The sequence below is a fragment of the Nevskia soli DSM 19509 genome, assembly GCF_000711955.1.
Classification (GTDB): domain Bacteria; phylum Pseudomonadota; class Gammaproteobacteria; order Nevskiales; family Nevskiaceae; genus Nevskia; species Nevskia soli.
Genome location: NZ_JONR01000044.1, coordinates 25,522 through 37,629, shown reverse-complemented (window position 1 = coordinate 37,629; position 12,108 = coordinate 25,522). Strand labels below are relative to the sequence as shown.

13 protein-coding genes are annotated in these 12,108 nt (G+C 59.1%); 11 read left to right on the top strand and 2 right to left on the bottom strand.

Annotation, left to right across the window (positions count from 1 at the left end; translation table 11 throughout):
- The 11 genes from BP26_RS28810 to BP26_RS31180 form a co-directional block, all read left to right on the top strand.
- Positions 1-309: transposase (locus tag BP26_RS28810; protein ID WP_084183244.1), on the top strand; the 309-nt coding region annotated here is incomplete at its 5' end.
- Positions 310-673: 364 nt separating this feature from the next.
- On the top strand, positions 674-1,102 hold the full coding sequence (gene acpS, locus BP26_RS0119315) for a holo-ACP synthase (protein WP_051749185.1): 429 nt from the start codon (positions 674-676) through the stop codon (positions 1,100-1,102).
- Positions 1,099-1,380 carry an acyl carrier protein gene (locus tag BP26_RS0119310; RefSeq protein ID WP_211254983.1) on the top strand — a complete coding sequence of 94 codons (282 nt, stop codon included), beginning with the start codon at positions 1,099-1,101 and terminating at the stop codon, positions 1,378-1,380. The genes acpS and BP26_RS0119310 overlap by 4 nt, the downstream gene beginning before the upstream one ends.
- On the top strand, positions 1,377-2,549 hold the full coding sequence (locus BP26_RS0119305) for an acyl-CoA dehydrogenase family protein (RefSeq protein WP_211254982.1): 1,173 nt from the start codon (positions 1,377-1,379) through the stop codon (positions 2,547-2,549). The genes BP26_RS0119310 and BP26_RS0119305 overlap by 4 nt, the downstream gene beginning before the upstream one ends.
- 11 nt (positions 2,550-2,560) lie before the next feature.
- A complete protein-coding gene (locus BP26_RS0119300; RefSeq protein WP_029922202.1) occupies positions 2,561-3,466 on the top strand; it encodes an amino acid--[acyl-carrier-protein] ligase in 906 nt (301 codons plus the stop codon).
- On the top strand, positions 3,463-4,446 hold the full coding sequence (locus tag BP26_RS0119295) for a DUF1839 family protein (RefSeq protein WP_036517420.1): 984 nt from the start codon (positions 3,463-3,465) through the stop codon (positions 4,444-4,446). The genes BP26_RS0119300 and BP26_RS0119295 overlap by 4 nt, the downstream gene beginning before the upstream one ends.
- 14 nt (positions 4,447-4,460) lie before the next feature.
- On the top strand, positions 4,461-7,013 hold the full coding sequence (locus BP26_RS0119290; protein WP_157572631.1) for a glycoside hydrolase family 2 protein: 2,553 nt from the start codon (positions 4,461-4,463) through the stop codon (positions 7,011-7,013).
- A 2-nt stretch (positions 7,014-7,015) separates the two neighbouring features.
- On the top strand, positions 7,016-8,836 hold the full coding sequence (locus BP26_RS0119285) for an alpha/beta fold hydrolase (RefSeq protein ID WP_029922199.1): 1,821 nt from the start codon (positions 7,016-7,018) through the stop codon (positions 8,834-8,836).
- Positions 8,837-8,843: 7 nt separating this feature from the next.
- The gene (locus BP26_RS0119280) at positions 8,844-9,671 is read left to right on the top strand and encodes a class I SAM-dependent methyltransferase (protein ID WP_029922198.1); all 828 of its coding nucleotides are present in this window, start codon (positions 8,844-8,846) and stop codon (positions 9,669-9,671) included.
- Between the two features lie 201 nt (positions 9,672-9,872).
- Entirely contained in the window at positions 9,873-10,211 is a 339-nt protein-coding gene (locus tag BP26_RS0119275) for a hypothetical protein (protein WP_029922197.1), read from the top strand.
- Between the two features lie 58 nt (positions 10,212-10,269).
- On the top strand, positions 10,270-10,572 hold the full coding sequence (locus BP26_RS31180; protein ID WP_084183242.1) for a PilZ domain-containing protein: 303 nt from the start codon (positions 10,270-10,272) through the stop codon (positions 10,570-10,572).
- A 175-nt stretch (positions 10,573-10,747) separates the two neighbouring features.
- On the opposite strand, the gene BP26_RS0119270 is transcribed toward BP26_RS31180, so the two are convergent.
- Positions 10,748-11,398 (bottom strand): BON domain-containing protein, encoded by a 651-nt coding sequence (locus tag BP26_RS0119270; RefSeq protein WP_029922196.1) that lies wholly within the window; start codon positions 11,396-11,398, stop codon positions 10,748-10,750.
- Positions 11,399-11,431: 33 nt separating this feature from the next.
- Positions 11,432-11,881: a CBS domain-containing protein gene (locus BP26_RS0119265; protein WP_029922195.1), complete on the bottom strand. Its 450-nt coding sequence runs from the start codon at positions 11,879-11,881 to the stop codon at positions 11,432-11,434.
- Positions 11,882-12,108: the final 227 nt, after the last annotated feature.

Here is a 12,108-nt window from a genome sequence, read left to right as displayed (position 1 = left end):
CTCCGGCGCCAGATCAAGCGCAAATTGCTGATCGTCTGGGACGGCCTGCCAGTGCACAAGAGCCGCTTGGTACGTCAGTACGTGGACAGCCTCAATGGCGCCATTCAACTCGAAGTCATGCCTGCCTACGCGCCAGAGCTCAACCCGGTCGAATACATCTGGGGACATCTGAAACATCGCGAGCTGGGCAACTTCTGTCCGTCCAATCTGGGCCAACTTAGCCGATATGCACGCCGCAGGCTCCAGTCCATGCAGCGACGATCCACCCTTGTCACTGCCTTTTGGACCCAAGCTGAGCTGCCACTGTAGTGCTTCAACTATTTATGCAAGACTCAATAATACGTTATCCGCCAGGCCATGCTTCGCAGATGGCATCGCGTATGCCGTGGCCGGTGAAATTTGTCTGGTATCCCACAGATCGGGCACGAGCAAGCTGGTGAAATTGCGTCATCGATATACGTAAGCGATCGCTGCAACTTAGATCTAAGGGGTCATGAGGGTGGAACTTCGCCCTTGCGGTTCATGCTTTCTGGGTTATCCGTTGCGGCCATCCCGGCGAGTATCGGCTTCAATATGCAACCGGATCGGCAAGGGCCGGTATGCACAGATTTCAATGCCTTGTCCAACATCACCAAAGCGTCGTCGATTCGAGGTTGAGCTGGACTTGACTGATATGCATAGACTTGAGAACAAAGAGGGCTCGCACTCGCTCCAGATGAGAATCGGCACCGATCTGATGCGGGTGGACGATGTTTCAGAATCCATCCGGAGGTTCGGTGCGAACTATCTGCATCGCGTCTATACCGAGATGGAATTGGACTACTGCTTTGGTAGCAGCGCAGAAATGCCGCGGCGTCTGGCGGCACGCTTTGCAGCCAAGGAGGCCACTCTCAAGGTGCTTCGACCGCACCGGCACTGGCTGGACTGGCGCGATATCGAGATACTCAAGACGCCCGGAGGCTGGTGCGAACTGCGCCTGCACCGAGTTGCCAGCCATCTGGCACAGCAGTGCGGACTGGACTCGCTTTGCGTAAGCCTGAGCCACGAATCCGAATACGCTGTTGCGGTTGTTGCAGCCACCATCCAACGGAGCAGAGTGTGAGCATAACCGACATCATCTTACGCACCCTGGCCGAACATGGACGTCTCGCCGCGGACCGGTCGTTGATCGACGATCACACCGATCTCTATCAGGCGGGCCTGACCTCCCATGCGAGCGTCAACGTCATGCTCGCACTGGAAGGACTGTTCGATATTGAGTTTCCGGACCGGATGCTGAGACGCGGTGTTTTTCGAAGCGTCTCGAGCATCCGGCAAGCGATCGAGGAGCTGACAGCTGGCGCCGCCTCGCCCCCCCAATTGACTGGAGAGCTAAAGTGACACAAAGCACAAGCAGCAGGGCAGCGGTTCTCATCGCCCATTGCATTGGCGAGGAAGTAGCCTCTAAACACGCGGATGATGTCGACAAGCACGCTCGATTTCCGCAGCAGGCCATCGATGCACTCAGGGAAGCCAGGCTGCTCTCGGCCCTGGTGCCTAAAGATCTAGGTGGTGCAGGAATGACAATGACGGAAATGTCCGAGGTTTGCGCCGCCCTTGGACAGTATTGCGCGTCGACCGCAATGGTCTTCGCCATGCACCAGATCCAGGTGGCCTGCATTGTCCGCCACGGACTCGGATCCCAGATGTTCCGTGACTACTGTGCGGAGCTGGTCGAACGGCAGATGTTGTTGGCCTCCGCCACATCCGAAGTCGGGGTCGGTGGCGACACGCGTTCAAGCATTTGCGCCGTTGAAGTGGCCGACGGAATATTCACCCTCAACAAGGATGCGACAACCGTGTCCTATGGTGCCAATGCGGATGACTTGCTTGTCACCTGCCGTCGCTCGGTCGACGCAGCACGCAGCGATCAAGTGGTCGTTCTGGCACGCAGGGGGCAGTACCGCCTGGACCAGACCACCAACTGGGACACGCTCGGAATGCGCGGGACGTGCAGCCCGGGATACAGGCTTAGCTCAAGCGGACCGGCCGCACAGATCCTGCCCGGATCGTTTGCCGACGCCTCGAGTCACACCATGGTGCCTTATTCACACATCCTTTGGTCGAGCCTGTGGCTGGGGATTGCCACGGATGCCGTAACCCGCGCTGCGCGCTTCGTCCGGGCCGAAGCACGCAGCAAACCGGGAACCACGCCGCCCACGGCCTTGCGCCTGGCCGAAGTATCCAATGATCTGCACACAATGCGCGCAATGGTCCGCGACATGGCGCGCGAATTCACGGACGCCCAGAGCCCCAATGAAGATGCGGAAGCGCTTCTGGGCATGGGCTTCGCGCTGAAAATGAACAATCTCAAGATCGCTTCGTCGACGCTTCTGGTAAAAATCGTGCATCAGGCGCTACTGCTGTGCGGCATCCTCGGCTACAAGAACGATTCTCCCTTCAGCCTGTGCCGTCATCTGCGCGACGCCTACTCGGCGCCGCTGATGATCGGTAATGACCGCATCTTTGCCAAGAATGCATCGATGCTCTTGGTTCACAAGGATGACTGAGGGTCGCCGCCATGCCATTTGATTCCACCACCCTGTACGAAGGGCTCGTCGCGAACGGCCTGATCATCCCCTCCGGAGTGCAGGGTGTATTTGGCCGCAATGCGGTGTTCGAGGAGGTTCTGGAGCGATTCAACGGTCTGATCAGCAGACTTGCACTCAACGACGGTGCGGAAAAGATGACATTCCCACCGATTCTGCCGCGACAGGTGTTCGAGCAGAGCGGCTACATGAAGTCATTCCCCCAACTCGCTATGGGCGTAACCAGTTTCTGCGGCTGCGCTGCGGATCATGGGGAACTGGTCAGGCGCATCGAGGAAAGTGAACCTTATGATGATCTGATGGCGCCTGCCGGTGTGATGCTGATGCCGGCCGCCTGTTACCCAGTGTACCCAAGTCTTGCCGGGACTTTGCCGCATGGCGGCCGTCTTTTTGATATGACCCATTGGGTATTTCGCCACGAGCCTTCCTCGGAACCGACCCGGATGCAATCCTTTCGGGTGCGCGAATTCGTCCGCGCTGGTTCTCCCGAGACAGTGATCCAATGGCGCGACACTTGGCTGGCACGTGGCTTGGAGCTGCTGCTTTCCCTGGAGCTACCCGCCCGCTCTGAAGTGGCATCCGATCCATTTTTCGGCCGTGGCGGCAGGATGCTGGCAAGCAACCAGCGCGAGCAAAAGCTCAAGTTTGAAGTGGTGATTCCTGTGATCTCCATCGAAAATCCGACCGCTGTGTGCTCATTCAACTATCATCAGGATCACTTCTCGCAGACCTTCGGAATCCTGCAGGCCGATGGACAGCTGGCCCAGACGGCTTGCCTTGGATTTGGATTGGAACGCGTCTGCATGGCCCTGTTCAGACATCACGGCTTCCGGCCTGAGCTCTGGCCTCAGTCCGTGCGGAGCTTGCTCTGGACATGAGAGCCGTCCGCGTGCTGCCCTTGAGTCCGGCAAGCCATGTCGTACACAAACTGCACGGCGGGGATTGCGCATGGCCGGAAAAGAACTGTTATGTGGATGTCTGGATCGAAGTGTTACATGCACTCGGCCTGGAGCCAGCGGCCATGCTTGGCTTTACCGTCAAGCTTGATTTCGAGGGAGATCAGTGGACTTTCTTCAAGCCATCGCCGGGTGACTTGTCCATGCTCTACGGTATTGAAGTCTCCGAGCTGAATGTCTGGCGCGGCGACATCCTGACCCATGCCACGCACCACCTGAGTGAAGGAAAATTGGTGTTCACCGAGGCCGACGCCTACTGGCTGCCGGACACTCAGGGCTCCGACTATCGGCGCCAGCATACCAAAAGCACTATCGTGATCAACGCGCTCGACGTGGCGAGTCGCAAGCTTGGCTATTTCCACAACGGCGGCTACCACGAACTTCATGGCGAGGATTTTAGCCATTTGTTTCGCCAGGATTTCCCGTATGATCCAACGTTCCTTCCGTTGTTTGCGGAGTATGCGCGGCTGGATCGCATAGAACGCCCGTCTTCCGAGGAACTTGTCCGGTTGGCGGTGAATATGCTGCGTGCACACCTGGCACGAGCACCGCTCACCAATCCGGTCAGGCGTTTCGCTGCCCGGTTCCCTGTCGACTTGAAGCAATTGCAACTCGAAGGGCTTGCGCTCTATCACGGTTATGCCTTTGCCACATTGCGGCAACTTGGGTCCGGGTTCGAGTTGACTGCAAGACACCTGCAATGGCTGACATCAATGGGCCAGGATGGGCTGGAGTCGGCGCAGGCAGCGTTCCTCGACATTTCCGAAGGTGCCAAGACGCTGATCATGAAGGCCGCCCGCGCGGTCAACACCCGGAAACCGGTTGATTTCTCCTCCGCTCTGGGCGAAATGGCCGTGGCTTGGGACAGGGCTTTCGACAGTCTCAACGTCTGCTACCGCTGAGTACCTGTCCGCTCATGGCCATCCCCCAAAGCCCTTCCGCCACACAAGGCGCAATCAACCTGGAATCCTGGGAAATGGCGATATTGCCGCCGGGAACCGCACTGGATCCGTCTGGCCTCGCCACGATCCCCGTTGAGTGGTTGCCGGCCGAGGTCCCAGGAACGGCTTTTTCCGCTTTGTTCGCTGCCGGGCGTGCGGATTTCTGCCGGCTTCCGAATCTTGATGCGCAGGATGTCTGGTACCGCTGCCGCTTCGATTATCAGCCTAGGGAAGTGGGTACCCGGCATGCACTGGTATTTGAGGGACTGGCCACACTGGCTGAAGTCTGGCTCAATGATGTGCGCATCCTTGAGTCTTGCAACATGTTCCTGGCTCACGAAGTGGAAGCGAATCCAAACCTGCGCGCCGTCAATGATTTGCTGATCCGCTTCGCTTCCTTGAACGAAGCCCTGGGTGTGCGCCAGCCCCGGCCACGCTGGCGCACGCAGCTGGTGGGGCAGCAGCAGTTGCGCTGGATCCGCACCAGCCTGCTTGGCCACATGCCCGGCTGGGCGCCGGCGACCCCGGCTATCGGTCCGTGGAGGCCGGTTAGTCTCCAGCCCCGCCGCCACTTCGAGTGGGCGGGAGGCGCATTGCGCGCCAATCTGGAAGGGAACACTGGAGTACTTCGCGTCGACGCGCGCCTGCGAACCTGGTCAGATGATGCCTGCATTGCCGGCGCGCGGCTGCACCTTGGAGAACATGCAGTCGATTTGCGGGTCCGAAGAGGCGAGTGCGATATCTGGCAAATCGAGGGCGATATGCGGCTTGACGGCGTGCGACCCTGGTGGCCGCACACTCATGGTGAGCCGACCTTGTATCCGGTGGCGATCACCGTGGATACCGGAGCCGGTAGCGAGGTTCTGGATTTCGGGAAAACCGGGTTTCGCCGGCTTGAACTGCGGTGCGAAGGCGACGACTTCGCATTGAAAGTCAACGGGGTCGACTTGTTCTGCCGTGGTGCCTGCTGGACGGGTACCGACGTCCTCACGCTGACCGCCGGCGAGGCTATAACCCGCGAAACCTTGCTGCTGGCCAAAGAGGCGGGCATGAATATGCTGCGCATAAGCGGCACCATGTTTTACGAGGCCGGCCATTTTTACGCCTTGTGCGATGAACTGGGCATCCTGGTCTGGCAAGACTGGATGTTCGCCAGCATGGACTATCCTTCCCACAGCGAGGCCTTTCTCAGCGGGGTCGAAAGCGAGGCCAGCCAGTTCCTGCATCGCACGCAACTCTCCCCCTGCATCGCAATGCTCTGCGGCAGTAGCGAAGTGGAACAGCAAGCCGCCATGCTGGGTCTAGACCGGTCGCTTTGGCGTAACCAGCTGTTTGGCGAGATTCTGCCGCGCTTGGGCGCGACGATCCGGCCGGATGTACCTTACTGGCCATCCAGCCCTGCCGGTGGAACCCTACCCTTTCAGGTGGATTCCGGCGTTGCGCACTACTTCGGCGTAGGCGCCTATTTGCAGCCGCTGACCGATGCTCGCCGCTGTGGAGTGCGTTTCGCCTCGGAATGCTTGGCCTTCGCCAATGTGCCTGAATCGCAAACCATTGATCAAGTGGTCGGCGACGGAGAGTCCCCGGTGCACCATCCCGCCTGGAAGGCCCGCGTGCCGCGCGATACCGGTGCCGGCTGGGACTTCGAAGATGTCCGCGATCACTATCTAACTGAGCTGTTCGAGGTGGACCCGACCCGCCTGCGACGAGCCGACATGGCCCGCTACCTCGCTTTGAGCCGGGTAGCCAGCGGCGAGGTCATGGCAGCAACTTTCGGCGAATGGCGGCGCGTCGGCTCGCTTTGCGCAGGGGGACTGGTCTGGTTCTTCCGCGATTTTGTGCCGGGACCCGGCTGGGGACTGGTGGATTCCACTGGCCTGCCGAAGGCTCCATGGTACTACCTGAAGCGCGCACTTGCGCCAGTCGCACTGTTCATCATCAATGAAGGCGTGAACGGCCTAGCCCTGCATGCGGTAAACGATCGTGCGTATCCGCTCGCCGCGCGCTTGACCTTGACCCTGTTCCGACATGGCAAGCAACAGGTAGCAGAAGGCACCCAGGATATCGTGATCCCGGCGCGCGGCGGCGTGCAATTGCGCGACAGCGTCGTACTCGGACGGTTTCTCGATTCCGGCTATACCTTCCGCTTTGGGCCGCCCGGCCACGACCTTGTCCATGCGGTGTTGCGTGAAGCGAACACCGGTGAAGTGCTGGGGTCGGATTTCTATTTTCCAATGGGACATGCGTTCGGAGTGCAGCCGGATATCGGGCTGGAGGCGGAAGCGTTGGCAGAGGCCGATGGCAGTTACCAGGTCACGATTCGAAGCCGGCACTTTGCGCAGGCAGTGTGCATCGATGCGCCTGGATTCCGTCCGAGTCACAACTACTTTCATCTGGCGCCCGGTGGAGCGCAGCAGTTGAAGCTTCTGCAGCATCGGCCTGGCGCCAGGCTACAGGCCAGCATTTCGGCGCTCAATTGTGCGAAACACATGACGCTGCTGTCGCGGGTGGTGGAGCTTCAAGCGTGAATATGCCAGAACAGAGCCGCGCAGTCGAAATGCGCAATGCCATTCCGGTGGTGTTCGGAGAGACGGGGCGCCAATTGTTCGGCTGGTTTCATCCTGCCGGCGGCGGCAGCGGCACGACGCGCGATTGCGCGGTGGTCATGTGCAACCCGCTCGGCTACGACGCGATCTGTGCCCATGCGCACTATCGCGTGCTGGCACAACAACTCGCCGCCGCCGGGTTCGCGGTTCTCCGTTTCGACCATCATGGCACGGGTAATTCCTCCGGAAGCGACATGGATCCGCACAGGGTTCCAGCCTGGATCGAAGGCATTGTCTTAGCGTCCAGATACGCAAGACAATGCAGTGGTGCAACTCACGTCGCCCTGTTCGGCCTTCGTATGGGAGGCACGCTGTCCTTGGCTGCAGCGGCCGCGCACCGGATCGCAGACAGCGTCATCGCCTGGTCTCCGTTCGCGAGTGGGCAGCTTTACCTGCGCGAAATGCGCGCACTTCGTTCAATGAGCCAGGCCGGTGCCGCAACGTCCAGCGGACAACCTGATATGGATTTTGCGGAAGAGGCGGCAGGATACCTGCTATCCGCTTCTACCGTTTCCGAGCTGGAGGAGTTGAGCCTGCTTACCTGCGATACGGCGCCGGCAGCACGGGTTCTGCTCCTGGCTCGCGACGATATTCCGGAAAGCGACAGGCTGGCCCGGCACTTGCGCAGTTCAGGCTGCGACGTGACTCATATGACTGTACCCGGTTATGCAGGGATGATGCGGGATACATTCGATTCGGTCACCCCCACAGAGGCATTCGAGAAGATCCGCAACTGGCTGGAAGCACTGTATGCACCACGCTTCCTGCCTCTCGTTCAGCCACCAGAGGCATCTCGAAGCCTGGTTGCGGGCCTGCGCGGCGCCGAAGCCAACGTTATGGAAACGCCAGTCCGCTTCGGCCCCGACGCGTCGCTATTTGGCATTGTTTCCAAGCCGGTCCATTTCCACGGCAAGCGCATGGCTACGGGTGTGATCTTCGTCAGTGTCGGCTCCAACGTCCATGTCGGTCCGAATCGCATGCATGTCAGGCAAGCCCGCGCACTCGCCTCGATGGGATTTGTTGCCCTGCGCATGGACATCGGCGGCGTAGGTGAAAGTCCGCCTGGAAAAGGGCATCGTGCGAATCACATATACGGCATTCATTCGGTTGCCGACGTCAGGGACGCCATGCGTTTCTTGCAAGAGCGATATTCTGTTCAGCGGATCGTTCTGGTGGGCTTGTGCTCCGGAGCCTATCTCGCATTTCATTCTGCGATTGCGGATTCCAACATTATGAGCATCGTGCTCATCAACCCGCAAACGTTCAGTTGGCGTGAGGGCGATTCACTGCAGCTGCGGACGCGGCAGTCCATTAGGGCCATGAGTTTCTATCGACGCCGGGTATTTCACCTCGGCACATGGTTACGCCTCCTTGGAGGACGTGTCAGTGCACGGCGCATCATTAGCGGAGTTATCGCCGCCCAAGGACGAAGAATCGGACTGCGCTGGTCCGGCTGGTTCGCCACAGATGCCGCCGAGGAGAACGAATCCTCAGGCTTGGACGTTCGCAGCACATTTCGCACCCTCTTGCGACGCAGCGTCGATATTCTGCTGATCTACAGTGCCGACGACGGAGGCCTCAACGAAATGGAGGCCCATCTCGGGGCGAACGCCTCAGCGCTCCGTACGCACGACAACTTCAGCATCAAAATCGTCGATGGGGCGGATCATACCTTTACTCCCCTATGGGCACAGCGTCGGCTGTTCGACCTGGTCACCCAGCACATCGTTCGTCTTTACGGCTAGAACCCTCATGACCGAAACTATCCAGCCCGCGGCAATACTGATGGATCGCATCAATCGCGATGCATGGCGCACGCCGGACTCGGTGCAATGGTTCGCGAAACTTGAGGGCTGGACCGACGCGGGCGAGCGTGCCGCCTTGGAACGCATCGCGGCAGAGACCACGGGATTGCCGATTCTCGATCTTGGTGTCGGCGGCGGGCGAACGGTTCCCTTGTTGCGCGCGATCAGCTCCGATTACATCGCAATCGACTATACCCCGGAGTTGGTCGCCGCATGCAAGGAGCGATTTCCGGACGTCGATGTACGATGCGGCGACGCGCGTGATCTCTCCGCATTCGCCGACCAGTCTTTCGCGCTGGTGGTATTCAGCTTCAACGGCATCGATGCCGTCAATCCCGACGACCGCATGCGAATCCTGCGCGAGGCGCATCGCGTGTTGAGAAAGGATGGAGTGCTTCTGTTCTCCACTCACAACAAACTGGGGCCGTGCCACGGCGAGCGCTTTCAGCTTGGCGTGTATCCGACGCGAAATCCCTTCAAGCTGGCCTGGCGGCTCATTCGCGCCTTGGCGCGCAGCCTCCGCACCATCGCCAACTACCGGCGGTATTCCCGCCTGAACCTGCGCGCCGAAGGCTATTCGATCATGAACGCGGCAGCGCATAACCACGGCATCCTTATTCACTACATTACCCTGGAAAGGCAGTGCGAGCAGCTTGCGGCAGTGGGTTTTCGGCCGGATCCCGAAATTTACGGCGATCTCGGTGAACAATTCACCTCTCAGCGCGGCGATACAAGTCGTACGGCATGGTTTCACTTTCTTGCGCGCAAATCCTGACCCGGCAACATTCCCTCTGTATCATGCGTGTTGCGCGTTGGTTCATCCACCGCTTCATCCTGGACAATCAGGCCGAGCCTTGATGCCATTACCTTCATGAACTCCGGGGCTTACATAAATAAACACGATCGGCGACGATCGAACATGCGTTCCTCATATTTTGCGGGCCACATCCCGACAACAGGCATCGCGGAGAATCTCATGCAAATCGCCCCCTCAACCATCAAACAGGCGATACACCGGATCCTACGGGAACGACGCCTCCGCATAGGTAGTTGCATTACCTTGGATCACCTGCGCCTCGAATGGATGGGCACTGGCTTGCGCGACAGCGATCTCATTGACGGTCTGAACACGCTGCGCGACGAACGTTATGTTTCCCTTCGAGACGAGCGTACCGAGTGCGTGGTAACCATCCTGCGGCGCCAACCCCTAATGCAGCCACTGGCTCTCAACGAATTGGCAACATTGAATCGAGTCGGCAAGAGGCGCCGCTACGGAGTTTCCGGGGTTGAGCGGCGCAAAGAATCCATTTTCTGAATCTGAAGATGTCTTCGCCTCGTAGCGCCGCATTTCGCCACAATTATTATAGGACGCCATGACAGCTACAGAGCGAAGAACTGACAGCCGCACGAGTTTCCCGCCAAGTTCAAGGCCGGCAATTGCCCACTCCGGCAAGGTCTTTAACGTGCTGGACATGAGCAAAACGGGCCTGAGTTTTGCAGCGCCCAGCAAGTCACCGTTCGCCGTAGGAGACAAGTTCAGCGGAATGCTGATTCTGCACGGCGGCGTCCGCAGGCCGATTATGGGTTGCGTTGTTCGAGTAAATCGAAAGTGTGTGGCGTTGCGCCTCCTGCGCCCGCTGGGGCTCGTTTCGCCTGAGACCGCTCGCGTCGAATAGAGCGGCGTAACCTCGCGTTTGACAGAAAGCGGGCTAGCAGGCGAGGCTCAAAGGCCCCTATGCCTTGCCATAATTGCAAGCGTATCCGGCTTTTTCAAACCACACACGGGCTTTTCCGCTTCATCTTTGGCGAAAGCCCTCGCTGTCCTGCAAGAAGCCAGCGAGGGCGTATTCTTTATCCGATCATCAGATGGTCCACCACCTGCAGCACGCCTGGAGCCGCCCAGGTGGCGTTCTTCACCAGCCGGTGCTCCGCCAGGGAATGCACCTTTCCTTCTAGCGTCACTGTGCTGTGGTCTACCAGAACCTTGATTCCCTTCACGTCGAAATGTGCCGCGCGTTGCAGGGCGGCTTCAATCTTGGTCTTCACATTGGCCGGCGACACCTTCTGTTTGAGCTGGATCAGATTGATCACGCCCTTAACCCCGATCAGGCTCCGCACCGCCGTTTCAGCATTGGTGCGCTGATAGTTCCAGTCCACGTCCCCGGATAGCGTGATCCAGCCACCATCCACCTTCACCTTGATCAACTCGTACGGGATGGAGGCGTTCCAGCGCAGGGCGTCAGTGGCCGCCTGTGCGATATCGCCGTCGGTGCGGTGACTCGAGCCCGGCAGCTTGACGTCGATCTCCACCGCCACCCCCTTGACCCCGGCGACACGCTGTGCGGCCCTTTCAGCGGCCAGCTTCTCCGGATAGCTGTGCAGGTGCCCGGCCAGGGTGACGATGCCGTTCCTGACCTCGACGCCGATACTGGCGGACTCGACCTCCGGATCCCAATCCAGCTCGGTTTCCACATCCTTCTTCAATTGCACATCGGTTTTCATATCGCATTTCTCCTTGGATTGAATCGCGGTGTTTTACGTACGCCGCTGCGCTTCGATGTTCTGTTGATGGCGCACCAGTTGTGGCACGCGCCCAACGGCTTCTGCCAACAGATCGAGAACATCATCCGCTGCCAAAATTCCCATAAGCGCGCCGGTCGCACCGACCACCGGAATGCGGCGTACACCTTCGCTGCGCATACGGTCAAGGGTATCCAGCAACTCATCGTCCCAGCCCGCTGTAACGAGGTCGGAACTCATGATGTCACCGACCGTAATCCCACTCGCAGGCGCTTCCTCCGCCAGAATTTCGACCACCAGATCCCGATCAGTGACCATTCCCACCGGCCTTGCCGTCCCGCCATCCGGATCGACCACGACAAGTGCTCCCACGTGGAATTCACGCATCAGCTGCGCCGCTTCCACAATGCTGGTACTGCGCTGCGCGATGACCACGCTCGTGTTGCAACATTCTCCTACACGCATGGATATTCCTCCGTTAGAAAGGTGTTCAGTACAAACACCAAAAACCCCTTGATTGTTGAGAATCCACCCATAGCCATTTGCCTACATTGATCTGTATCAATGCCACGCCAATATGCGATGACACAATAAATGTTGTGAATCACTCACCACGGCTTATTTGGGGCTTACCGCCGTTCTATAGATGATTTGCACGTCGCGACCGAGCGCTGCTGGAGGCGTCGCCTCCA

Excerpts from the sequence above, each read along its gene's own strand:
- acpS (WP_051749185.1), top strand. The coding sequence starts at position 674 with ATGCATAGACTTGAGAACAAAGAGGGCTCGCACTCGCTCCAGATGAGA.
- BP26_RS0119300 (WP_029922202.1), top strand. The coding sequence starts at position 2,561 with ATGCCATTTGATTCCACCACCCTGTACGAAGGGCTCGTCGCGAACGGC.
- BP26_RS0119295 (WP_036517420.1), top strand. The coding sequence starts at position 3,463 with ATGAGAGCCGTCCGCGTGCTGCCCTTGAGTCCGGCAAGCCATGTCGTA.
- BP26_RS0119290 (WP_157572631.1), top strand. The coding sequence starts at position 4,461 with ATGGCCATCCCCCAAAGCCCTTCCGCCACACAAGGCGCAATCAACCTG.
- BP26_RS0119285 (WP_029922199.1), top strand. The coding sequence starts at position 7,016 with ATGCCAGAACAGAGCCGCGCAGTCGAAATGCGCAATGCCATTCCGGTG.
- BP26_RS0119280 (WP_029922198.1), top strand. The coding sequence starts at position 8,844 with ATGACCGAAACTATCCAGCCCGCGGCAATACTGATGGATCGCATCAAT.
- BP26_RS0119275 (WP_029922197.1), top strand. The coding sequence starts at position 9,873 with ATGCAAATCGCCCCCTCAACCATCAAACAGGCGATACACCGGATCCTA.
- BP26_RS31180 (WP_084183242.1), top strand. The coding sequence starts at position 10,270 with ATGACAGCTACAGAGCGAAGAACTGACAGCCGCACGAGTTTCCCGCCA.
- BP26_RS0119270 (WP_029922196.1), bottom strand. The coding sequence starts at position 11,398 with ATGAAAACCGATGTGCAATTGAAGAAGGATGTGGAAACCGAGCTGGAT.
- BP26_RS0119265 (WP_029922195.1), bottom strand. The coding sequence starts at position 11,881 with ATGCGTGTAGGAGAATGTTGCAACACGAGCGTGGTCATCGCGCAGCGC.